The following is a 25,404-nucleotide window of genomic DNA, read 5'->3' as shown; positions in this document are numbered from 1 at the left end:
CAAAAGTAGCTTATCATATTTTTTACGTCATTGCAAAAAGCATCTTTATATATTTTTTTATATTATTTTAAATATTATGGAAATTAAAATTGACTTTTGAAACTCATAAGAAAAAATCATATAATGAGTGAGAATGTAAAATTTGTGTTAATATTTCACATCTTATGAAGATCAAAATAAGTGAGGTGCAATATGAGCAATTCTAATAATATCAATCAAAAAATAGAGGAAGCGAAAGATTTAGTTATCAACTCAATTGGTGAAACAATGGATTTATATGGTACAAACCGTAGTGTTGGTAATCTTTACGGTACGATGGTTTTTGAAGGCAGTATGACGCTTGATGAAATGCGTGAACATTTACAAATGAGCAAACCTAGTATGAGTGCTGGTGTAAAAAAATTGCAAGAATACGATATCGTTAAGCAACAATTTACCCGTGGCAGTCGCAAACAACATTTTATAGCTGAGAAAGATTTCTTTAATTTTTTTCGAAACTTTTTCACACAAAAATGGGAACGTGAAGTCGATACAAATTTAGAAGCAACGAAAAAAGCAGAAAACATTCTTCAAAACATAATACAAACTAATAATTTAAGTGGAGAAGAAAAAGAAAAAATAGATCGTATACAATCCCAACTGAACCACACAAAATTATATTGTAAATGGTTAGAAAATTTAAGCTCTGCGATTGAATCTGGAGACATTTTCGAACATTATCCTATACCAAAAGAAGAAGAGTTATAACTTAATTCATTATCAATATTATTCAAAAATCCTCAGAAATTAGATTTATTATCTAATTTCTGAGGATTTTTAAATGTACTATCATTTTTTACATTATAAATTATCGTCTTCAGGGTCTGATTTAACTTGAACAATACGAAGTGAACGGCGCTCTACTTCTTTTAGTTTATCTGCTCTTGTTTCCAGTTTAATCCGATCTTTATTAAGTGTGATAATAAAGGATATCATCATAAACGTAAATATAAATAGAAGGGGTACACTTGCTAATAATGAAGCAGTCTTTAATACTTCAAGAGCTCGTTCTCCACCAACTAACATAAGGGAGAAAGGTAATAGACATAAAGCAAAAGCCCAGAATAAACGATTAGCTTTTAATGGTTCCCCTATTACCTTCTTCTGAGAAGCAGCCGCTAAAATATAAGAACCTGAATCAAATGTCGTTGCTAAGAATAAAAATGCAGATATTAAGAACAACACTATAATTAAAGAACCAAATGGCAATTGATGCATAACTTCTATAATTGTTGCTTCAGTACTATGTTTATTTAAAAAATCAACCACATTAAACTGTCCACTAATTTGTAAATAAACAGCATAATTACCAAAAATTCCAAAGAATAAGACACATCCCAATGTACCATAAGCAATTGTTCCTAATATGACTTCTTTGAGACGACGACCTTTTGAAATTCGAGCAATAAATAAACCAATAAATGGTGCATATACAAGCCACCATGACCAATAAAATATAGTCCAATCTTGAGGGAAATTTGTTTCATTACGGTTTCTAATTCCACCAAATGGCTCCATCCAAGTTGCCATATGGAAGAAATCTCGCATCATATTCCCAAAACCAGTTAAAGTTGTTTCCATAATAAAGATTGTTGGACCTACAATAAATACAAATGCAAGTAATAAGAATGATAACCATACGTTAATATCACTTAATTTTTGTATTCCTTTTTTCAAACCAGTATAAGAACTAATTGCAAAAATGACTGTGATTGTGAAAAGTATAATTGAGCGAATAACCATATTGTCTCCATCTATACCTGTTAATCGTTCAATTCCAGAAGAAATTAATGGCACACCTAATGCTAAAGAGGTTGCCGCTCCTCCTAATAGTCCAAATATAAATAAGATATCTACTAATTTACCTAAAAACTTATCAGTTTGTCCTTTCAATACTGGACGACAGGCTTGACTAATTTTATATACTGGTTGTTTCTTTACAAATACTAAATAGCCAATAGGCAAAGCTGGTAATACATAAATCGCCCATGCAATAGGTCCCCAATGGAACATACCATATTGCGTTGCATATGTAAGAGCCTCATCAGTCATTCCTTTAGCACCATTTGGAGGTACCTGATAATAGAAGGCCCATTCGATAACACCCCAATAAAGAATATCTGAACCAATACCTGCACAAAATAGCATTGCAGCCCAACTAAAATTATTGAATTCAGGTTTATCACTTGCTTTTCCTAAAGTCACATTACCATATCGGCCGAAAGCAATATAGAGTACAAAGGATAAAACGGCTAAACCTATAAATAAGTAAACAGATCCTATCGAGTTAGAAATAGCACTATTTATATCAGTAATAACTTTCTCACTTGCACTTGGAAAGACCATCATAGGTATAACTGCTGAAAGCAAGACAATAACAGTACCTATAAAGGTGGGCCAATCCATTATTTTTTCTTTTTTCAACTAAGATCCTCCTTTGAATATTATATGTACGACTTATATTTTATTTACGTGAATGATTCACATGATGACAATATCTAAAATTAAATAAAAATGCAAATTACATTCATAAAATTATTTTAGAAAACTGAATATTTATATATTTTATTCCATTGAAACTATCGAAAAAAATTAACTATATCAACATTGTTAAATTAAAAATAAACGTTTTGAACAAATATTAAATTATAAACATTGAATTTTTATTCATTTTTAATGAATATATATTTTTTTGAAATTCTCTGTTTTAAAATAAAAATAAGAGAAGAATACAATTCTTCTCTTCAATATTCAAAAAGGCACAAAAGGCCTTCTCAATCTATTAAATTGTCATGAAACTTTAAATCGTTTATATTACAAATACTCTATTATAAACTAATATCCTAATATTATTTTTATTATAAAACCAACAATAACTGAAACACCTATTGCAAAGAATCCTGGAATAATAAAGCTTGTAGGTCGTGTACGTCCTGTTTCATCTAAATTAACTGCAAATAATAACGTTGGTTGCGCAGGTATAACAAAGTTAACATTTAATGTTTGTACCATTGCTACAAAATACATGGGTGGAATTCCCATACTCATGACGATGGGTACCATAATCGATGCTGTTGCTGTTTGTGAAATAACAATCATCGCTACTACAGCTACAAGAATAATCACAAGCCAGGGCATATTTTGAATCGTTTTGCCAACATCATTTTGTATGATATGTAAATTATGAGGTGCGTTAAATACTGTCGCACCTAACCAACCAGGTCCGAGTACTGCAAATAATGCACCAATAGCAGATTGTGTAATATTTGAAGATAGAATATCACTCGTATTCACTTTCAACATCAATAAATTAATTGCTGCACTTAAATACATAAAGAATTGTACAATCTCTGTCATTGATACAGTGACATCTTTTCCATTGACATTAAATGAAGGCATGAATTGAGGAAAAATACCAAACGTAAGAATACCAAACACACACAAAATAAATGCTAAAACACCTATCTTTACTCTAGTAGAAAAAGCATGATTTACATCAACGTCAGGTGTATGAGCAATTTCACTTTCAGTAATTGTATTTTTACGTCCTACAAACGTACAAAATATACTTAACATAAACATAGTGATTAATGATGTAGGTAAGACAATACTCAAATATTGACCCATTGAAATTTCATGACCTGCAAGTACTGAAATAACGTAGGCTGTTGCAGATGCAGCTGGACTACAAAGTAAAGCCAAATTAGCAGTTAGTACTGAAGCAATCAGTGGTCGCTTAGGTTGGATTTTAGCTTTTACTGCGGTTTGAGCAATAATAGGTTCTAGTGATAAAGCAATATTTGCAGTCCCTACTCCAAATACGAAGACAAATACAATCATAGGCGCAATAAAAATAATTGATTTTGGAAATCGTTCAATGATTTTCGAAGCAAGATAGACAAGATAATCAATTCCGCCTGTAGCTTGTAGCGTTCCTCCAGCTATACCAATTGCCAGAATAATTAGTACTGCTGTAACAGGGGCAGAACCAGGAGGAAGTTGAAATCCAAATATCATAATCAGTTGGGCCACAATAGCAAAAATACCACAGCCTAAAGCACCTGCTGTGCGCAATCCTAGCATAATGGCTACAATCATTATGATAATTTCTACTATAAACAGTAGCATTATAATAACTCCTAACTTTAAATAGTTCATGTGAATTTTTTAACATATATATTTTATCACTTTTATTTGTTAAAAGTATATAATTGCATAAAGTTAATTAATATAAATATTTTGATAAGAAAAAACCTTTAAAAATCAAAAGGATTCTTAAAGGTTTATCAATATTTATTGTTTTTTATAATCTTCTTTGAGTGATGCACGACCTTCTTCATCATATACTACGTCATCATCGGTATGCCCTTTTGCCATTTTAAGATTTTTCTCAATACGTGCTTCTTCTTCTTTTTTAGAACGACTTCTATAAAAGCGTTCCTCAAAAAGTGAACCCCAAATGAGACCAAATATGACGCCAATCGTAATTACCACAATTGCGATCACTAGGATCCATTGAAGTACTCCTAACGCCATTGTGAATCACCACCTTTATATTTGAACACTATAGGAATTAGTAGTTATATATTTCCCTTTATAAAGTGATTTAAATCATATTAAATGTAATTTTTAAAAATAAAAAAGAGCAAGTTAGAATTCGTTTTGAATTCATATACTTGCTCTTTTAAATAACGTTATTGTTTAAATATCTTAGTCATTATTTTACATTAATTTTTAAATAGTTCATTTCCTTAAATTATGAAATGTAATTGTATGAACTTGCTTGACTTGCTGAAATTGTACGTGTAGATACTACACCTACGCCTTGATAGTTCATTTCAGATACTGTAACAGAACCATCACTATTTACACTTTCAACATATGCAACGTGACCATAACCACCTTGAGTCGTTTGCATTACAGCACCTGCTTTAGGTGTATTGTTTACAGTATAACCAGATTGCGCTGCTGCGTTAGCCCAGTTATTTGCATTTCCCCAAGTATTACCAATTGTGCCACCAACTTTGTCATATACATAATATGTACATTGACCCCAAGTATAGTAATTCGCACCTGAATTTGTTTTACCTGAGAATGCTTGAGTTGAAGCAGTTGATTGTGTTCTTGGTGCACTTTGAGTTGTAACTTTTACATTACTATTTGATGTTGATGCAGTGTTAGCGCCTAATCCACCTGTCGTATTATTAGTTGTATAAGATTGATTATTGTTAGTAGATGTTTGGTTATTGTTTGTTGTATATGAATAATTGCTATTGTAGTTATAGCTATTATTGTTGTAATTATTATAGTTAGATTGACTATGATTTGAGTCATTAGTGTGATTTAAACGATCAGGACTCCAATTACCTTTCCATGTGTAATGATAGTTACCTTGTTGATCAATTGTATAAGAGTAGCTATATGAAGTTGGGTCATTAGGGTTATATCCATTATTTTCCGCTGCATGTGCGTCATGATGCGCAAATCCAACTGTAGCGATTCCGGCTGTGGCGATAGTTACTGTAGCGATTTTTTTCATAATTAAATATCCTCCTAGAAATTTAAAACATTCTTCCTTTATTTATCACGTGGCTACTTTCAAATGACATCTCAATATTAAATTACTTCGAATTATTTTTTCTCGTTAATTAACGACAAGACATACTTTATCAGATAAACAAGCGTTTGTGGGCGTTGTTAATACCTTGTAATTGAATCATAATAATAGGATGGTTTTTGTAATTAAATCTCTCTTTTGTTACATCACTCAAAATGCTTTAATATCAATCTTTTTATCAATTTAATCAACAGTGTCATTACAGATGGTGTAATATATCTGATTATTTTAAATATGTTTTATTTCATAAAATAAGGGAATATTAACTATTATTTTCAAGAATGTATAGCAAAAAAACGAGTGAGACAACATTCATTTTAAATTCGTTATCTCACTCGTTTGGTTATTCATTAAATATATTTGTGTTCTTTTAAGTAATTAAGAATATGTTCAACTGATTCATCTATACTTTGTGTTTCAGTATTAATAGTTATTTCAGGATGTTTTGGCGCTTCATAAGGCGCACTAATTCCTGTAAATTCTTTAATTTCACCTGAACGTGCTTTTTCATATAAACCTTTAGGGTCTCGTTTCTCACATTCTTCTACACTGCACTCCGTATATACTTCAATGAATTCTCCGTCTTCTAAAATATCACGTACTTCATCACGATCTTCTCTATATGGAGAAATAAATGCAGTAATTGCAATTGTCCCTGCATCTACAAGCAATTTACTTACTTCACCGATACGACGAATATTTTCTTTACGGTCTTCTGGACTAAAACCTAAATTTTTATTTAAACCGTGACGGACATTATCGCCATCTAATCGATATGAATGTTTATCTTTTTCAAATAAAGCCTTCTCAAGTGCCACAGAGATTGTGGACTTACCAGAACCAGATAACCCTGTAAACCAAATGACAGCACTTTTATGACCATTTTGGTGTTGTCTATCTTCTTTAGTTACTTCTGAATCATGCCATGTAATATTTGTTGATTGACTCATTTTATATACTCCCCCAAATTACTTTTGTCTTAATCCTTTAATTAATACTTCTGCAACTTCAGGTCTTGAGAATTCTTTTGGTAATGATTCGCCATTACGTAATTTTTCTCTCACTTTTGTACCACTTAAATGTACATGGTCTGATGCATCATGTGGACACGTTTTAGCTGTAGCCATATTGCTACATTTTTTGCAGTAAAATGCATGTTCAAATTTTAGAATATGAATATCTAATTCATCTTCAAATTGAGAGATAAGTTCTTGTGCTTCATAAGTACCATAATAATCACCCACACCTGCGTGATCACGTCCAACAATAAAGTGTGTACAACCATAATTTTTACGAACTGTAGCATGTAAAATTGCTTCACGTGGACCTGCATAACGCATCGCTGCGGGATAGATAACTAAACGTGCTCTATCTTTAGGAAAGTAATTTTTCAAGATAGCTTGATAACTTTCCATACGTACATCTGCAGGGATATCATCCGCTTTAGTTTCGCCAACTAAAGGATTTAATAATAAACCATCTACAATTTCTAATGCAGATTTTTGAATATATTCATGTGCACGGTGGACAGGATTACGTGTTTGGAATCCAACTACTGTTTTCCACCCTAAATCTTTGAATAATTGGCGTGTTTCAGCAGGATCTAAATGATAATCTGAAAATTCATCATGTTTAGGACGATTTACTAATTGAATAGGACCTGCTAAATAAACGTTCCCTTTTTCATATACTTTTTTGACACCTGGATGCGCTTCTTCAGTCGTACCGTAGACATTTTGAGCTTCTTTTTCTTTATCATACGTATATTTTTCTTCAAGTTTTAAAGTACCATAAAGCACTTCATCTTCACCATATAAAGCAATATCATCACCAATATTAAATTCATTCGCTTGTGTCTCAGTGACAGGTAAAGTGATAGGAATACTCCATACTAGTCCATTTTCAAGATGTGTATCTTCAACAACTTTTTTATAATCCGCTTCTCCCATAAATCCAGTAAGTGGACTAAAACCACCAATAGCGATTAATTCTAAATCTGAAATGGACCAAGGATTTAAAGTTAATGATTTAAAAGCGTTCGCTTTTTCAATTAATGCTTCTCTTTCCTTCCCTTCTACAACTCGATTAATTAACTCTCCACCATGTGGCTTAATTGTATAATTGATAATATCTTCATTTGTTGACATCATTGATAACCTCTTTTCTAATTATTTTGATTAGTTTACTCGGTTTTATTTATAAGAAAAAGACAATTTTTTGTTGCGAATAATAGTAATAATAACTAATACAATAATCGCACAAATAATTGCGAATCGAATAACATTTGTCACTGTAGTATCTTTGATGAAATACGTCATTAAAGCATTACTATTTGTAAAAATAATAAGACCACCTACACAGATTGCTAAAATATTAATGGGCAATATTTTAGTTAAATAGGCTGAAATTGGTGCGGCAATCATACCGCCTATACTTAATGCAATGACAAACCACCAATTAATTTGAGTAAATCCTAAAAAGATAATAAAACTTAATGATGTTGAAAGTGTTACAAAAAATTCACTTGCAGACACTGTACCAATGGCATAGCGTGGTTGAATTTTATGGCTTGCAAGTAACAACGGTGTGTTGACTGGTCCCCAGCCTCCACCACCGATGGCATCTAGAAAACCAGCAACGGCTCCTTGTGGAACAAGTTTCGCACTACTAAGCGTTCCTACGTGTGTATGAATGTCTTTGTGACGTTTAAATAAGAACTGATACAAAATATAAAAACCCATTGAAAGTAAGAATAGTGCTATATAAGGTTTAATATAGTCACCATGTATTTGAGTTAATAATGCTGCACCGATAAATCCACTGATTGATCCTGGTATTGCGAGTTTCAACATGGTTGGCTTATGTACATTTTCAAATTTCCAATGTGATGTACCCGATGCAGCAGTCGTTGCTATTTCTGAAAAATGTACCGTTGCTGAAACAATCGCAGGTGCTATGCCGTATGTTAATAATATAGATGATGAGGAGGCACCGAATCCCATTCCGAGTGATCCATCAACAAGTTGTGCTAAAAATCCAGCTAATGCAAATATAAACAATTTTCTCATATATCACATATCCCTTCATATCTAAACTTGCAAATGAAGCCATCGTGTGAATTCTTGTTGCTTAACCTCATCTAAATACTCATCAGATAAAATGTGTTGTAATAACTCCTGTTTCCTAGATGGCTCGATTGATAATCGTTTAATTAGTTGTCTACTTTCATATAAAAAATCAATATACATTTCATATGATTCATCGTACATATCGCTTATTCTTGAAATAATTTTTTTATTCAATTTAGGACTTGCTCCATTGGTTGACACGCTAATAGAAAGTTTTCCACGTTTTAAAATACTTGGAATCGTAACATTTCCAACTTGGGCTTTCGAAGCATGATTACACAATGCATGATGAGGAACACTTTCTAACACCTTTGTATTGACGTCGTTATTATTTGTGGCAATCACTACAAGGTCGGCATGTTCAACATCTTGTGGCTCAAATTCTTTTTGACTCCAAGTGATATTTTCGTTATCTAATAATTCTTTTAAAGTTGTTGAAATAGTAGGACTAACAATATGAACATCAGCACAATATTCGATTAAAGTTGAAGCTCTTTTGGTTGCAACTTTTCCGCCACCTACTATGACAATCGATTTCTGGCTTAAATCAATCATGAGCGGCATATGGTTCATATTGTCGTCCTCCTATATTAGATATTTTTCAAATTATGGTAATGTCATTTCAACATCTGATACTTGTTCTTTGAACCAGCTAATTTTTTGGCGCATATTTACAACATCACCAATCACAATCATTGCAGGATTTTTGATTTCAGATGCACGTTGTACAATGCTACCTAATGTTCCAGTGACTGTTTTTTGAGAAACTGTTGTCCCTAAATGTACTAACGCTACAGGTGTATCTACTGACTTACCATGACGCACTAACAGTTCACAAATTTCAGGCAAACGTTTTACACCCATATAAATACACAATGTTTCAGGACCATGGGCTAAATGTTCCCAATATGCTTCTTTCGTCATACCTGGTTTATTCACAGCTGTAACAAACGCAACGGATGAACTATAATCTCTGTGAGTAACAGGAATTCCTGCATAAGCAGGAGCTGCAATTCCTGATGTAATCCCAGGAACAATTTCAAATGGAATTTGATTATCCGATAATATTTCTGCTTCTTCGCCACCACGTCCAAAAACGAAAGGATCACCACCCTTTAATCGTGTAATGGTGTGCCCTTTTTTCGCTAAATTCACTAACATACGATTTGTTTCCTCTTGTGGCAATGAATGCTTATTTGGATCTTTACCACAATAGAAGAACTTTGTGTGAGGTTTTGCAAAATCTAAAATTTCCTTGTTCACTAAGCGGTCATATAAAATCACATCTGACGCTTGAATCGCTTTCATACCTTTTACAGTTATTAAATCAGGATCACCAGGTCCTGCACCTACAAGATAAACCTTTCCCATCTTATCACCCCGTTCGCCTTCTATTTCTTTAAAAAATCAGCTGTGAAAATCTCTACCATCATGAACTTTAGCTACTACACCCGAACGAATAACGAAGTCACCGAAATGTTCACCTTCGAGACGTGATTTTCCATAATCCATTAAAATTGGTCTTAAGCTTTCAAGGATTTCCTTTTCATCGATGTTTTCTTTGTATAGTTTATTTAAGCGATCACCATTAAAGCTTCCGCCTAAATACATATTATATTTGCCAGGCGCTTTACCAATAAATGCAATCTCAGCTAATGCAGGTCTTGCACAACCATTAGGACAACCTGTCATACGTATAGTAATCTCTTCTTCACTAATACCAGCTTCATCTAATAAATCTTCAATTTTAGATAATAGCGTTGGTAAATAACGTTCTGATTCAGCCATTGCTAAACCACAAGTTGGAAATGCTACACAAGCCATTGAATTACGTCTTAAACCACTATAATTTTTACCATCAGTTAAACCGTATTTATCAATAAGAGATTGAATATCTGCTTTTTTCTCTTCAGTTACATTAGCAATAATTAAATTTTGATTTGGAGATAATCTAAAATCACCAGTATGTGTTTCTGCAATTTCTCTTAACGCCGTTTTTAACTTATAGTCTTCTGTATCTTTTACACGTCCATTTTGAATGAATAATGTATAATTCCATACACCTTTTTCACCTTCAATCCAACCTAAACGATCGCCATTATGTTCAAATTTAAATTCACGAGCTTCACTGATTTCCCAGCCTAGACGTGTATTTAATTCTTTAACAATATTGTCTACACCAAAACGATCTACTGTATATTTAAAACGTGCATTTTTACGATTTGAACGATTACCGAGATCACGTTGAATTGTAAGTAATGCTTCACATACATCTATGACTTTATCTTTAGGAATAAATCCAGCAATGCGTCCTACTTGAGGGTATGTATCTGGATTACCATGCGTCATACCCATGCCACCACCAATAGCCACATTAAATCCAACGAGTTCATCATTTTCTACAATTGCAATTAAACCAATATCTTGTGAAAATACATCAATATCGTTTGATGGTGGTACGGCAATACCAATTTTAAATTTACGTGGTAAATATTTTTCCCCGTACATTGGTTCTACTTCTTCTTTAGAATCAAGCACTTTCTCTCCATCTAACCAAATTTCATGATAGGCATTCGTTTTAGGTAATAAATGATCACTGATAGCTGTAGCATAATCAAGTATTTCTTTATTAATATTTGATTGATATGGATTTGGGTTACACATTGTATTACGATTGACATCCCCACATGCTGCAATCGTATCTAACACTGATTCATTAATTTTTTTCATAGATGATTTTAAATTTCGTTTTAAAATACCATGAAATTGGAATGTTTGACGTGTTGTTAATTTCAATGTATGATTCGCATAATTATTAGAAATATCATCCATTGCAATCCATTGTTCAGGTGTTGCTTTACCTCCAGGTAGTCGCACACGAATCATGAAAGCATATGCAGGTTCTAATTTTTGTTTACGGCGTTCATCACGTACATCTCGGTCATCTTGTTGATAGCTCCCATGAAACTTAAGTAATTTGGTATCATCATCAGAAATAGCACCAGTTAAAGGATCTGCTAAGCCTTCTTCAATCGTACCGCGTAAATAATTACTTTCAGTTTTTAAATGTTCTAACGCATCAAGGTTTTCATTTAACTCATCAGCAATTTGTTTAATCGTTTTAGCCATTCACTCTCCACCCTTTCTTTAGTACACGTCACGTTGATAACGTTTATCTTTTTTCATTTGTTTTAAGTAGCTTTCAGCATCTTCTTCAGTTAAATTTTGTTCTTTCACTAATACATTGCGAATAGCTTGATGTACATCTTTAGCCATATTTTTTTCATCACCACAAATATAGATTGATGCACCTTTTTCTAACCACTCATTAAATTCTTTACTATGTTCAGCAATGCGATGTTGTACATATACTTTTTGATCTGTATCACGTGAGAAAGCGACATTCATTTTTTCAAGAAAACCATCTTTTAACCATTCTTGCCATTCTGTTTGATATAAGAAATCAGTAGTAAAGTGTTGATCGCCGAAGAATAACCACGTATTACCTTTATAACCATATTCTTCACGTTCTTGCATATGTGCTCTAAATGGCGCAATTCCTGTACCAGGTCCTATCATAATAACAGGCGTATCTCCATTTTTAGGGAATTTAAAGTTTGGATTACGTTTAAGATAAATTGGAACAGTATCTCCTGGTTGAATACGTTCAGCAAATTGAACGGAACATACACCTGAACGATCTCTACCGTGTGTATTATATCTTACTGCACCAACCGTAATGTGAACTTCATCAGGTAATGATTGATAACTACTTGATATAGAATATTCTCTAGGAGGTAATTTTCTAAGGATTTGATATAAATCTTCAGGTTCTAATTCTTCAGGTGGGAAATCATTGAGTAAATCAATAAAATCTCTACCTTCAATATAATTTTGTATCCACTCACTATCTTGAACTTTGTCTTCTAACGCTTCATTATCAAAATATGCTGCTGCATTTTGAAGTAATGGTCTCGTTAATTTTGTAATTTCAAAGTAAGATGTTAATGCTTCTTCTAAAGAAATCGTATCTCCATCTTCTGAGATTTGAATTTGATCTCCCGGATCCCATCCTAATGTACTCATCAGTAATTCAACTAAAGCTGGATCATTTTGTGGTAAAACGACTAAGCAATCTCCTACTTCATATTCTTCACCAAAATTATCTAATAAGAATTCAATATGACGTGTTTCTTTATTAGATCCTCTACCATTTAAATTAATATTTTCTAATACTTCAGCTTGGTATGGATTCGCTTTTGAGTATTTTTTCTCTTTCGCAGATTTAATTGATTCACTTACAACTTGTTCACTTTGTGTACCTTCAGGTGCTGAGTCAATAGTATTAATGACATTAGCCATCCATTTTTCGGCATCTTCTTCATAATCCACATCACAATCAACACGTTCATATAATCGTTCGGCACCAAGTTCTTCAAGTTTTTTATCAAAATCTTTACCTGTTTGACAGAAGAACTCATAAGTTTGGTCACCTAATGCAAGTACTGAAAATCTTACTCCCTCTAATTTAGGAGCTTTTCTACCATGAATAAATTCATGTAATTCGGCTGCATTATCTGGTGGATCTCCTTCACCTTGTGTGGAAGTAATAATAAATAAATCTTCAACATTTTTAAGATTTTTAGATTTAAATTCATCCATGGCTTTTAACGTTACATTATGTCCAATATTTGAAAGACGTTCTTCAAATATTTCTGCTAAACCTTGCGCATTTCCTGTTTCTGAACCATATAATAATGTAATCGCTCGTTTTTCAGGTTGAATTGTTGGTTCATTTTGTTGAAGCATTGTTTCAGTATCCTTTGAAACAGCTCCTATTTGTGAACCTTGTGTGTCAGATGTTCCTGATGTAAGTTGTTGATTTGCGACTAAATAGCCACTTAACCATACTTTTTGTTCTGGTGTAAGTGTCTGTAATAATTCATTAATTTGTGTGGCTTGTCCTTCAGTAAAAGGACTATTGGTAACACTTAGATTCAATTCATCCACCTCTATCATTTCAATCTTTATTTTATTTTAAAATACTTACTATCTCTATATTATGTAATCTATATTCGACTTTCCAGTAAAAATCGAATATAGAATATTTTTAAATCCTTATCAGAATACTATGTTTTTTGTATAAAATTTTTTAAACCTTACATCACGGTTTATCTGCAACATGAAGTCCACATTCTGTTTTTTCAAAACTTGACCAACGTCCTGCTCTGGAATCATCTGAATTGAATACTGGCGCTGTACAAGGAATACAACCAATACTTGGATAATGCTGGTCATGCAGTTCATTATAAGGTAAATCGTGCTGTTTAATATAATCCCAAACGTCATCTTCCGTCCAATAAATTAAAGGACATACTTTAATCGATTTAAAACGTTCATCTTTATTAATGAAATTTGTTTTAGCACGAGTCGGAGATTGATCTCTTCGTAGTCCCGAAATCCAGGCAATCGCCCCACCTAGTACCTCTTCTAAAGGTTTAATTTTACGAATATAACAACATTGATTTGGATTATTTTTCCATAATGCAGGATTGTATTTCTCAGCTTGTTCTTCAAGCGTCAATTCTGGTTTCTTCATTTCAATACGTAACTTAGGAAAACATTCTTTTACTCTATCAATTAAATCGTATGTTTCTTGAAAATGTAAATCTGTATCTAAAAATACAATTTGAGCATCTGGTTTAATTTGATAAATCAAATTAATAAGTACCATGCTCTCTGCCCCAAAACTACATGAGTAAACGATATCTTCACCATACGTAGTATAAGCCCATTTTAAAATTTCATAGGCACCCTTTGTCGCGTCGTCAGTAGAAATGGAGTCAATAAATGGATCACCATCAAAACTCTCATACGTTATCTTTGATACTGACATAAACCTATGGTCCCTCCTCAGTATTTACAAATTTATTAATCTAATACCTATCAGAATTGTCAGAATAATATGCTAATACTTTAACGAGTTTTGAGAAGAAAGTCAAGAAAGTTTAGGGAATATTTACTTTAAAATAAACATACATTTTTGATTCGAACTAAAAATATAAGTTTTATTTTATTCCTACCTAAATAAGTGCCTACTTCATAACCGTTTTTTTCATTATTGAAGCAACTCCAACTGTAATTACTACCTTTTCTTTAAAACTAGGATTATAATTAACTACTAAATCCTTGTAATCAATTCATAATCTATACACTCTATATGAATTTTATATTTTCCGACTATCTTTTTAACTTCCTTTTTAGTCATACTTGAAAAACTATATATCCATTCACACTTATATTTATTCATGATTTCAAATGACTTTAAAGATATTTTCTATAAATTTATTATAGTATATAAAAATAATAATGAAGTGTTTCTCACTTCATTATTACTAATTAGTTATTCTTTTCATAACGTACTTTTTGACGGTAACCATATGTGCTTTCTTTAATTAATTGATCATTAAGCAAACCTGCACCTATTGCTCCTGCAACAGTAGATATTGAGGTTGCAAACCAAGGAATACTTAAATAAAGTTGAACACTGGCTGGTCCTTTTAAACCTACTTGTTGTCCTAAGAATCCTGGAGGTAATAAAACCAGCTCTGCTATTAAGAATAATGAATATAAAATCATATAATATATAACAATGGCTATAAATAAAGTCATGATAGTTGTTAAATTATATAACATTACAATTCTTTTATGCTTAGCTTCTTTTGTAGATTCCCATAAACCATGGGATACCATTATCCAAACGAGCATACCTAAAATTGCCATGATGGAAATTCCAAATAATCGCCATACAGAAAAATCAAGACCCATATTCCACATGGTTGAAAAAATCAATCCGAATGCACCTGTCGTAAAAGCAATCGCTACAATATTACTTAAACTTGCCATCATATTCAGTGGGTTATTCGCAAAGGTCATCCCACTGACAAGTCGTATCATTCCAAGACTGCGTGAATTTGATAAATATCTTAAATGATTGTTTCCTGTTTCTTTTAAATGTACTTCTGTTTTCTCAATACGTGAAAAAGGAAATTGTTTATTGATTTCTTTCTTAACCCTATTATTGTCATCATAACCTATATGCGCTCTTTCAGAATAATGAAGTTCATTAATAATGGTTACGATAGCATGTTTAAAGCGATTCTTTACAGGACGCCATCCAAATGCAGGATATGAAAATATTGCAGCGCCATTTTTTTTATTAATATCTAAAGCAAGTACGTTTTGATGATAGAACATAGGTAAGTCTGTAATTCCTACAACATAATCCCATTCTCTTTTATTATGATAATCTTGAATTTTTTTGAATATTTCTTCCACACTTTCCGCAAAACCAGTAAGAGGATCCACCACGAGATCAACTTTCCAGTCACGTTGATGATTATCTTGTTCTGATAATATATTGGGTATGTCATTAATTAAACTTTGTGCTAATTTCTCTGTCACTCCTGGCGCCACAACGAGACCAATTAATTTTTCTTCACTCATGTTGTTTCCTCCTCTCTATGATCTTGTTTTTTATGTTCATCTTGTTGATTATCATTATTTTGTTTATTGGATGCACTTTCTTCAACTTGTTGATTTGATGCATCATGAGAAGATGATTGAGCTTGTTCTTTTTCTTTCTTCTCTTGTTCTGCTTCTTTATAACGATGATATTGTCGATACGAATAAGTAATCTGACGGATTTTCTCTTCATTCTCTACAGTAGACCCCATTGCCCCAGCAAGTAAACCTAGTGAAGATACAAACCATACTAATTTTACATAATTTATAAATGTAAAATGAGGATGTGCGCTGGTCCATTGATTAAATAAACTTGGTGGAACAAACAATGATACACTTATCGCTAATAAAAGATATAAAATAATATAATTTAAAAGTGTAATAATAAATAATGTGAATACGGTAGTAAAATTATAAATATAGCGATACACACGCTGTGACTTAGCCGTTTTACGTTCAATCAATTGATGTGCATAGAGTAACCAGCCTGTCATACCTAGGATAGCAATAAGCATAAGTATAATAAATCTTATTATGGAGTACTGTATACTCAGCTCCCAAGGCATGGAGAAAATCGATACATAAGTCCCAGTTGCAAAAGCAACTGAAATAATCTTTTTGAAATTAAAAATATTTTTCCATGGTTCATTTGCTCGTGTTAACCCTAAAATAAGTTGAATCCAACTGAGAATAAACCATCGATGAATATAACGTTGCTTTGGCGTTTCATCTTCATTTGGTTCTACTGCTTTAGGATGTATAAGAGGATGAATCTTGGGAGCCACTCTTGAAGTTGAATAATACAATTGTTCAATAATAGAAGTTAAACTATTTCTTAATTTTCGTCGTAGGTCTATCCAACCTAATGAAGGTAAAGATAGCATCGCTACTTGTTTATCATTATTAAAATCACTAATCACTACTTTATTTCCAGAAATACTTGGTAAATCTGTAATACATACAACAAAATCCCAATCATGTTTCTCTTTCATTTTTGCCGCTTTATCAATACTTTCATGTACATCTTCAGCTGAGCCAATCATTAAATCAACGTGGAGCTGAAATACCCATTCTTGTTGATCATTCACACGTTGATTCAGCTGTTCTTTTACATCTGGAATAACAGCTTCTACGTGTTTATGAGATACACCCGGTGAAGGTATCAAACCGATTTTGTGCATTGTGTTATCCTCCTTTCTTTATAAATATATAAAGTAAGGTGTACGTCGAAAAAGTCTACTCTTTTCAAACGTACACCTATTTATAAATGATTATTTAGCAAGTACAAGTGGTGAAAAGATAATGTAAGCAAGTACTACTAAACCTAGAACAATACCGCCTGTAATATAACGATATTTCCAAGGTGTAAGATCCACTTTAGCTTTATTAGTATTTAAGTCAAACGTATTGGAAGGTTTAAATTTATTAAAGACAAGTATAATAGCTAAATCAATAAAGAACATAAAACTAAAAGTATATAAATAATTTAATTGTGGCACCATAAAACTAATTGCAGCATATAACACAATGTGTGTAACTAAAGCTACTTTAGCGCCTAGTTTAGATGTGTGCTTAGAATAAAATGCAACTAAGACCAATGCAAGTACCGGCATACTATATACACCATTGAACTGTTGCACAATCGCATATAATCCACTTGGGAAAAGGGCAATAAGTGGAGATATACCTACTACAATAATGCCAATCACAACTGTCGCGATATGACCGACACGTGCAATATGTTGATCTGAAGCACGCTTACCAAAAATAGGTTTATAAAAGTCTAAAGTAAAGAGTGTTGTTGTACTGTTTAATGATCCAACAAATGAACTTAATATGGCTCCAAAAATAACTGCTCCGAATAAACCATAGCCCCAATCAGGTAAAATCGCCTGAATCAATGCAGGATAAGCATTATCATTAGATGTTATACCCCCATTGAAATAATTATATGCAATAACACCAGGAATCACTGTAAAAATAGGACCAAATACCTTGAATAAACTTAAATATATCGCACCTTTTTGTGCTTCTTTTAAATTCTTACCAGCTAAGGCTTTTTGTACAATCATTTGGTTCGCACACCAAAAGAATAAATTATTAAAGAACATACCAAAGAATAATGTTGGCCATGGAACAACATCTGAATCAATGGCCCCAAAAGCGTTTAGTTTTTCAGGCGTACGTTGGACCATGTGGTCGAATCCTTTTACAAAATTCCCATCACCTAAATGATGTAAACCTAAAATTGTAATAATCAAACCACCTATAATTAATCCGACACCATAGATTGAATCACTAAATGCGCTCAGTGACAAACCACCGATGAATAAGTAGATAACACCTACTGCACCAATGACAAATGCAATAATAATCGTTGCTGTGGCATCACTTACTCCTAAGTATTCCCCAATACTAAACATTTTATTAAATACTAATGAACCAGAATATAAGACAACTGGTAAAAATGATACAACATAAGTGAAAATAAATAATATAGAAACGAAACGTTTAGTAAAGGTACCATAACGCATTTCAAGTAATTCAGAAATGGTATCCACACCGTACCTTAAATATTTTGGTAAGAATATCCATGCAAGTAAGACAACTGCTACAGCAGCTGTGACTTCCCAAGCCATCACTTCCATACCCTTACCATAACTTTGACCATTCTGCCCTACAATTTGTTCTGTAGATAGGTTAGTCATAATAATCGTTGAGGCAATCGTAAATCCTGTTAAACTATTGCCTCCCATAAAATAGCCATCTGCACTATCAGTCTTTATTTTTTTTGAACGCCAGAACGCATAAAGACTGACCCCCATAACAACGGCTAAAAATAAAATAATTGCTAGCCAATTCATAATACGTGTCGCTCTCCTTATTTTTTAAAATAAAAAAACGTTAAACTTTCATTTAACGTTGGATAACTAATCTATTCTATGATGTACATGTCTTGTGCCTTATTTATTTTAAACACAGAATATCTAATTTTCAATTATCATATTTAAATTTATTATATAAATAAATTATTATCTTTAAATTTGATGATATTTTTTACGTTGTTGAATATCATATGGAAGCGCTTGACTTCTGATAATAGAAGTCATAAAGTGAAACTATAGTTAAATCATATGCACTAGGGGTGTTTTAAAACTGAGATGAGGTGTAACCTCAAACCCTTTGAACCTGAACTAGCTTATACTAGCGTAGGAAAGTGTCGTATAAAATAAGATGACCTGTTGAGATGTGTCAAACTGTTCTCAATAATGATATATCTATTTTAATGCAACTTTCCTAATGTGAAGGTTGCATATTTTTTTGCTGTAAATGAAGTAAATGGAGGCACGATATTTATGACGAGAACAGTATTAGTAACTGGAAGTAGCCGTGGTTTAGGTGCGGTCATTGCAAAAACATTAGCTAAACAAGGATTTGAAGTTATCATTAATTACAATCAAAGTCGTGAAGCAGCTGAACAATTAGCACATGATATTGGTGAAAACGCCATTGCTTTACAAGCAGATGTCACACAACGTGACGAAGTCGATCGTTTAGTTAATGAGGCAACACATCATTTTGGAAAAATTGACGTTGTTGTCAATAATGCATTAGTTAATTTTAAATTTGATCCAAATGCGCAAAAGGCATTTAAAGACTTATCATGGGAAGACTACCAACAACAAATCGATGGTACACTAAAAGGTGCTTTTAATGTTACTCAAAGTGTCATTCCACAATTTATAGAGCGTGGTTCTGGCACCATTGTAAGTATTGGCACAAACTTATATCAACATCCTGTTGTACCATATCATGAATACACAACAGCTAAAGCTGGGTTGATTGGATTCACACGTAATATTGCAGCCGAATTAGGGCAATATGGTATTACTGCTAATGTAGTGTCAGGCGGATTGCTTAAAACAACTGATGCTAGTGCTGTCACTACACCAGAAGTTTTTGATTTAATTGCACAGACTACGCCATTACGTAAAGTGACTACCCCACAAGATGTTGCTAATATGGTTGCTTATTTAAGTAGCGAAGCAGCAGATGGTATGACTGGTCAAAATATTACTGTCGATGGTGGTTTAACCATGAATTAATATATAACTGGTCTTCCTTATCTTAGAATAGAAATAAAATGAACATTGGAGTGAGAAATTAAATTGACTCATCAACATCAACTTCATCTCGGTGTATTAATCTATGGATGTGGTCATCATCAAGCTGCTTGGCAACTTCCCAATTCAAGTATTGAACGTCTCGGTGATATTCAATACTATCAAGAATTAGCCCAGTTATCTGAAAAAGGGTTGTTAGACGTAGTCTTTTTCGCAGATAATCAGTCTTTTATTCCTAGCTATACTTCGATGCCAAGTTTTTGGTTTGATCCACTGATTAACTTAACTGCTATATCTCAAGTCACACAACATGTTGGATTAGTTCCTACGATTTCAAGTACATTTTCTAATCCATTCACTGCAGCACGTCAGTTACTTAGTTTAGATCATATTAGTGGTGGACGAGTGGGATGGAATTTAGTCACTTCCATGACAGATGCCGAAGCTCAAAATCACAGCATGGACCATCTACCTAATCATGATGAACGCTATAAGAAAGCTGAAGAGTTTGCTCAAGTCATGAACGGATTGTTTGATTCTTGGCATACTGAAGATTTCAAACCCAACCGGCATCACCATACAATGATCAATCGCAACATCAAACCGCTTCACCACAATGGCAAATATTTTCAAGTTCATGGACCATTGACAACACCAAGTAGCATTCAGGGAAAACCTGTGGCCATGCAAGCAGGTGCCTCTAAACAAGGTATTGCATTAGCTACAAAATATGCAGATGCAGTATATTCTGTTTCTTGGAATATGAAGCAAGCAAAACGTTATCGCGAGCGCTTAGATAGTGAAATGGCACAACATGACCACAAGCGTTATATTAAAGTCTTTCCTGGACTAGTCACTTATGTAGGTCATACACATGAAGAAGCATTGAAAAAGAAAGCAGAACTTGACCAACGACTTCCTATCAAAGCTGCTTTAAAACAACTCAGTTTTTTCATTCAACAAGACTGTAGTCAGTGGGAATTAGATGCTCCTGTGCCTAAACTACCTTCTTTAGAAGAGTTTAACGGTCCCGTCGGTCGATATGAAACCATCTTAGAAATTATTCAAGATAAGCAACCTACTGTAAGAGAACTGCTAAGTTACCTTAATGCAGGTGGTGGACATCTGACACTCATAGGTACGCCAAAAGAAATTGTAGATGAAATGGAACGCTGGTTTAATGCAGGTGTTGCAGATGGATTTAACTTAATGCCACCTTCTTTACCAGATAGTTTAAACGACGTAGTTACACTCATTGTACCTGAATTACAACGTCGTGGCTTATATCGACATCAGTATAAAGGTTCTACACTAAGAGAACACTTAGATTTAGTTTAAGGTCTAATATATTTTATCCAAACCATATAGTAGAAATTAACGTAAAAAGCGATGGTATTAACTTAGGAATACCATCGCTTTTATATATCATATTATTAATATTTGTATGGATCGTTATCTTTTTCTTCTTGAAGCTTTCTTGCTTCATCTTGAATAAAATCATTACTTCGTTTATTCGTTTTATGATTTGAATAACGTTGATCACGATAGTCGTCATCATTTGAATCATTTACGTGTGTATCGTGCTCTTTTTCATTATTATTGTCCACTGCTTGATCTTTATTTGAATAATGATCTTTAATATAACGTTGTTGTTGTCTTTCTTCTTCTTCATTCAAAATGAATGCATTGTTATTTGCATTTACATCATGATGGTCTCTTCTGTAATGATCATTATAACCGCCATTGCCATACATGTCATGCTTAGGTTTACGAACAAGTAACATAATACCTGCAATTAACCATAAAATTAAACTAATCCAGTTTGTAGCAATCGCTAAAATACCTGCAATAATTAATAAGATACCTGCAAGTTTAGGTTTTTTATTAATTAAAATACCACCAATAATTGCAAGAATTAATGGGATGAACGCGCCCCATGTAAAGAAATTAAATAAACTACCTAATGCATCCATACCATTATTTATTTCTGTTATAGAAACCTGATTGCCTTGCTTTTGTGTTTCATTAATAATTTGTTCTTTAAAATCAGCATTACCAATAAAGGGTTTAATCATTAAAAACATAATTGCAACTAATGCTTGAATTGCGACACCTATCCAAGTAAGGATATGTTCCCCTGTACGTTTAATGTTATTGTTACTATTTCTATTTGTTGTATCATCATATTGTTTCGCCATTATTCCGCCTCCTTTTTTATCCTTATACCCTACTGCCTAAAGTCTTACACTCATTTATATATAAGAATGAGAATTTCTTTTCACTAATATATCAACGATGAATAAGACGATAATACACACGAGACGTAATCACATACATCAAAGCATAGATTATCATTACAATCACTAAGACAAAGATATAAGTTGTTAAAAATAATTTTATATTATTAACATCTAAAATACCAAGCAAAGTATAAATCATTTTAGAAGCAAATAATACATGTATCATCGATACTATAATAGGTAAGGTAAAAATAATAATTACTTGGTCATTAATAACCGATTTAATCCGTTCTTCTTCTAAACCTACCTGGCGCATAATTCGATAGTTTTTCCGATCTTCATATCCCTCAGCAATATTCTTGTAATACATCATTGTAAATGTACCGATAATTAAGACTAAAGAAACAATAGTGCCAACAAAAATGAGACCACCATAAATATCAAACATTTCTTTATTTAATTCATCTTTTTTATCAATTTGAATATCATATTGTTTCATCAATTTAGACTTAATATGATCTATGGACTGTGTATCATGTGTTTTAAGATTAAAAGCAATGTATGAGTTAATATTTGCTGTTGTTTGATAATAATAAATCAATTGACGTTGTTGATTTACATTATGAGTAACAAGCGTGACTGCTCCTGGAAATGGAAATGAAAAATGATCTCCCTTTAACTGATTTGTTTTAAATGTTTGATTCATTAATTTGATATGGTTTAACTTTTGAAACATGACATTATTCGTTAATATTCCCATTTCATTATGTTTAAGTCGCAGGTGCGTATGATTGATTGTATTGTAATCTTGCTGATTCATTACAATTAAATATACACTATTTACATCCAATGGACTATTCTCATTATCTCGCTTTACAAATGTACCCTTTTTATAAGTGACTGCGACACTTCCACTTGTATATTCTCTGAAAGCATCAACATCAACATATCTCTTAATCTCGTTTTCTAGCTGACGTACTTTGTGTTTACTCGTAGTACTATGATGCACATCTCCACTCAATTCAATACGATATTGTGTTGCCATTAAATGATTCGCACGTTGGTCTATACTACGATATGTAGCTACGCTCATTCCTAGAGTCACAATAAGAAAAGTACATAGCATGGTTAAACTAGCCAAACCGATAGAATTAGAATTCATTCTTGAACGTAACCCTGAAATAGTAAAAAAATATTTAGGTCGATAATAAACACTCGGAATCTTTTGAAGCCAATCTATCACTAAAACACTCAATGATATAAATAAGCAATACGTTCCTATTGTCACTAAAATAAGGGCAATAAAAATATTACGTAGCGAAACCAAAATGAGTGTATCTTTTAAGGCAATCATATAACTGTCACCAACAGTTATGATTCCAACAATCAATAAGATATAGAGTAAAGGTTTGGACCACTGTTTTTCCGTTGGATGTTGCTGTTGTATTAACTTAATAGGACTTTGAAAAGTGATTTTTATATTGTTGACAATAAATAAAAATAGTATCATTATCGCTAACATCAACAAGGTATATCTCATTGCACTTATATCAAATGGATATTTTTTTAAAGAAACATGCGTATATCCTAATATTCTATTTAACGACATATAAGTTAATGCACCAAATAAGTAACCACCTATCATACTCAGACACCCAATAATAATATATTGATAAATTCCTTCTATAAACAACATTAACCTAAAATGCTTTTTTTCCATACCAAGAATCATATTCATAGCCAGCTCTTTTTGACGACGTCGCATAATAAAACGATTAGCATAAAGAATAAAAAGTAGTCCAAACAGACACATAAAAAAATTTCCGATACCAATAAAAACTGGAATAACATCACTATGCTTATGAATCGAAGCATTCATGTTTAAGGATAATAAAATAAATTCAATACCAAATAACGTACTGATTACTAGAATAAATGGAATCATAATATGTCGCTGTGTTTTAAAATTCTGAGTGACTAATGTCCAAAGCAAGCGAAAGGTCATTTTAATCACCTCTTTCGTGAAGCATTGCTAAACTATCAGCAATACGTTTTTGAAACTCTGATTGTAGTTCCTCCCCTCGATAAATTTCATGATATAAACGGCCATCTTTAATGAACAAAATACGTTTGGCATAAGAAGCATCCACAGCCGAATGTGTCACCATTAAAATGGTTTGCTCATTTTTATTAATATCTCTAAATAGTTCCATAATTGTTTTAGATGTTTTAGAATCAAGTGCACCTGTAGGCTCATCTGCGAGTAACAAATCCGGTTCATTAATCAGTGCTCGACAGATAGCCACGCGTTGTTGTTCTCCTCCTGATATTTCAAAAGGATATTTATTAAGCAGTGGTTCAATATGTAACTGATAACTTAAGCGATAAAGACGATGACGCATCGTTTGATGTGAGCGATTCGCAAGTACAAGCGGCATTAAGATATTATCTTTATTTGTCATCGTCGGTAAAATGTTAAAATTTTGAAAGACAAAACCTAAATGATCTCGACGGAAATATGCGATTTCTTTATTACGCAATTGATGGATATTTTGCGCGTCAATCGTTATCGTACCTTCAGTAGCTTTATCATAAGTTGCAATTAAATTGAGTAAAGTGGATTTCCCAGATCCAGATTCACCCATAATTGCTACAAATTCACCTCTATCCACATTAAATGAAATGCCATTTAATGCGGTCGTAGCATTCAGACCTCTTCCAAATATTTTTTT

Annotated in this window: 21 protein-coding genes and 1 riboswitch; of the genes, 3 read left to right on the top strand and 18 right to left on the bottom strand. The window is 32.7% G+C overall.

The features are described from left to right. Window positions 1-192 precede the first annotated feature (192 nt). Window positions 193-747, top strand: a complete 555-nt coding sequence (locus tag HMPREF2930_RS09665; protein WP_017175444.1) for a choline uptake/conversion transcriptional regulator CudC — start codon at window positions 193-195, stop codon at window positions 745-747. A 93-nt stretch (window positions 748-840) separates the two neighbouring features. On the opposite strand, the gene HMPREF2930_RS09660 is transcribed toward HMPREF2930_RS09665, so the two are convergent. The 15 genes from HMPREF2930_RS09660 to HMPREF2930_RS09590 all read right to left on the bottom strand — a co-directional run bounded on the left by HMPREF2930_RS09660 (window position 841) and on the right by HMPREF2930_RS09590 (window position 19,172). Further along, entirely contained in the window at window positions 841-2,463 is a 1,623-nt protein-coding gene (locus HMPREF2930_RS09660) for a BCCT family transporter (protein WP_017175445.1), read from the bottom strand. A 411-nt stretch (window positions 2,464-2,874) separates the two neighbouring features. Then, the gene (locus HMPREF2930_RS09655; protein WP_017175446.1) at window positions 2,875-4,167 is read right to left on the bottom strand and encodes an anaerobic C4-dicarboxylate transporter family protein; all 1,293 of its coding nucleotides are present in this window, start codon (window positions 4,165-4,167) and stop codon (window positions 2,875-2,877) included. A gap of 165 nt (window positions 4,168-4,332) precedes the next feature. Next, window positions 4,333-4,575 carry a hypothetical protein gene (locus HMPREF2930_RS09650; protein ID WP_017175447.1) on the bottom strand — a complete coding sequence of 81 codons (243 nt, stop codon included), beginning with the start codon at window positions 4,573-4,575 and terminating at the stop codon, window positions 4,333-4,335. A 220-nt stretch (window positions 4,576-4,795) separates the two neighbouring features. Next, the gene (locus tag HMPREF2930_RS09645) at window positions 4,796-5,578 is read right to left on the bottom strand and encodes a CHAP domain-containing protein (protein WP_017175448.1); all 783 of its coding nucleotides are present in this window, start codon (window positions 5,576-5,578) and stop codon (window positions 4,796-4,798) included. 428 nt (window positions 5,579-6,006) lie between these two features. Beyond that, window positions 6,007-6,606 carry an adenylyl-sulfate kinase gene (gene cysC, locus HMPREF2930_RS09640; RefSeq protein WP_017175449.1) on the bottom strand — a complete coding sequence of 200 codons (600 nt, stop codon included), beginning with the start codon at window positions 6,604-6,606 and terminating at the stop codon, window positions 6,007-6,009. An 18-nt stretch (window positions 6,607-6,624) separates the two neighbouring features. After that, window positions 6,625-7,803 carry a sulfate adenylyltransferase gene (gene sat, locus HMPREF2930_RS09635; RefSeq protein ID WP_029376790.1) on the bottom strand — a complete coding sequence of 393 codons (1,179 nt, stop codon included), beginning with the start codon at window positions 7,801-7,803 and terminating at the stop codon, window positions 6,625-6,627. Window positions 7,804-7,848: 45 nt separating this feature from the next. After that, window positions 7,849-8,724, bottom strand: a complete 876-nt coding sequence (locus tag HMPREF2930_RS09630; protein WP_017175451.1) for a sulfite exporter TauE/SafE family protein — start codon at window positions 8,722-8,724, stop codon at window positions 7,849-7,851. A gap of 21 nt (window positions 8,725-8,745) precedes the next feature. After that, window positions 8,746-9,357: an NAD(P)-binding protein gene (locus HMPREF2930_RS09625; RefSeq protein ID WP_017175452.1), complete on the bottom strand. Its 612-nt coding sequence runs from the start codon at window positions 9,355-9,357 to the stop codon at window positions 8,746-8,748. Between the two features lie 33 nt (window positions 9,358-9,390). Continuing rightward, the gene (gene cobA / locus HMPREF2930_RS09620) at window positions 9,391-10,155 is read right to left on the bottom strand and encodes a uroporphyrinogen-III C-methyltransferase (RefSeq protein WP_017175453.1); all 765 of its coding nucleotides are present in this window, start codon (window positions 10,153-10,155) and stop codon (window positions 9,391-9,393) included. A 36-nt stretch (window positions 10,156-10,191) separates the two neighbouring features. Next, complete coding sequence (gene cysI / locus HMPREF2930_RS09615; RefSeq protein WP_017175454.1) at window positions 10,192-11,913, bottom strand: assimilatory sulfite reductase (NADPH) hemoprotein subunit; 1,722 nt, start codon at window positions 11,911-11,913, stop codon at window positions 10,192-10,194. Between the two features lie 18 nt (window positions 11,914-11,931). Next, complete coding sequence (locus HMPREF2930_RS09610) at window positions 11,932-13,785, bottom strand: assimilatory sulfite reductase (NADPH) flavoprotein subunit (RefSeq protein WP_017175455.1); 1,854 nt, start codon at window positions 13,783-13,785, stop codon at window positions 11,932-11,934. A gap of 163 nt (window positions 13,786-13,948) precedes the next feature. Continuing rightward, window positions 13,949-14,680, bottom strand: coding sequence for a phosphoadenylyl-sulfate reductase (locus HMPREF2930_RS09605; protein WP_017175456.1), 732 nt, complete (start codon window positions 14,678-14,680; stop codon window positions 13,949-13,951). A gap of 503 nt (window positions 14,681-15,183) precedes the next feature. Then, window positions 15,184-16,290 carry a hypothetical protein gene (locus tag HMPREF2930_RS09600; RefSeq protein ID WP_017175457.1) on the bottom strand — a complete coding sequence of 369 codons (1,107 nt, stop codon included), beginning with the start codon at window positions 16,288-16,290 and terminating at the stop codon, window positions 15,184-15,186. After that, the gene (locus tag HMPREF2930_RS09595) at window positions 16,287-17,489 is read right to left on the bottom strand and encodes a 5,10-methylene-tetrahydrofolate dehydrogenase (RefSeq protein WP_037541500.1); all 1,203 of its coding nucleotides are present in this window, start codon (window positions 17,487-17,489) and stop codon (window positions 16,287-16,289) included. The genes HMPREF2930_RS09600 and HMPREF2930_RS09595 overlap by 4 nt, the downstream gene beginning before the upstream one ends. Before the next feature lie 90 nt (window positions 17,490-17,579). Then, a complete protein-coding gene (locus HMPREF2930_RS09590; protein WP_017175459.1) occupies window positions 17,580-19,172 on the bottom strand; it encodes a solute:sodium symporter family transporter in 1,593 nt (530 codons plus the stop codon). 267 nt (window positions 19,173-19,439) lie between these two features. Continuing rightward, window positions 19,440-19,541, top strand: a riboswitch (TPP riboswitch). 123 nt (window positions 19,542-19,664) lie between these two features. Between HMPREF2930_RS09590 and HMPREF2930_RS09585 the strand changes: the two genes are divergently transcribed. Both HMPREF2930_RS09585 and HMPREF2930_RS09580 read left to right on the top strand, forming a co-directional pair. Continuing rightward, window positions 19,665-20,414 carry a 3-oxoacyl-ACP reductase gene (locus tag HMPREF2930_RS09585; protein ID WP_017175460.1) on the top strand — a complete coding sequence of 250 codons (750 nt, stop codon included), beginning with the start codon at window positions 19,665-19,667 and terminating at the stop codon, window positions 20,412-20,414. A 63-nt stretch (window positions 20,415-20,477) separates the two neighbouring features. Continuing rightward, window positions 20,478-21,770: an LLM class flavin-dependent oxidoreductase gene (locus HMPREF2930_RS09580; RefSeq protein ID WP_017175461.1), complete on the top strand. Its 1,293-nt coding sequence runs from the start codon at window positions 20,478-20,480 to the stop codon at window positions 21,768-21,770. Window positions 21,771-21,865: 95 nt separating this feature from the next. On the opposite strand, the gene HMPREF2930_RS09575 is transcribed toward HMPREF2930_RS09580, so the two are convergent. The 3 genes from HMPREF2930_RS09575 to HMPREF2930_RS09565 form a co-directional block, all read right to left on the bottom strand. Continuing rightward, window positions 21,866-22,630 (bottom strand): DUF4064 domain-containing protein, encoded by a 765-nt coding sequence (locus HMPREF2930_RS09575; protein WP_017175462.1) that lies wholly within the window; start codon window positions 22,628-22,630, stop codon window positions 21,866-21,868. Between the two features lie 91 nt (window positions 22,631-22,721). Then, window positions 22,722-24,677, bottom strand: coding sequence for an FtsX-like permease family protein (locus tag HMPREF2930_RS09570; protein WP_017175463.1), 1,956 nt, complete (start codon window positions 24,675-24,677; stop codon window positions 22,722-22,724). A 1-nt stretch (window position 24,678) separates the two neighbouring features. Next, window positions 24,679-25,404, bottom strand: a 726-nt coding sequence (locus HMPREF2930_RS09565) for an ABC transporter ATP-binding protein (RefSeq protein WP_070597393.1), incomplete at its 5' end; no start/stop codon positions are given.

The sequence above is a fragment of the Staphylococcus sp. HMSC068C09 genome (assembly GCF_001813735.1).
GTDB classification, from domain to species: Bacteria; Bacillota; Bacilli; order Staphylococcales; family Staphylococcaceae; genus Staphylococcus; species Staphylococcus hominis.
Note: the sequence above shows the minus strand (reverse complement) of the source record. Positions and strands in the feature narration are given on the sequence as shown.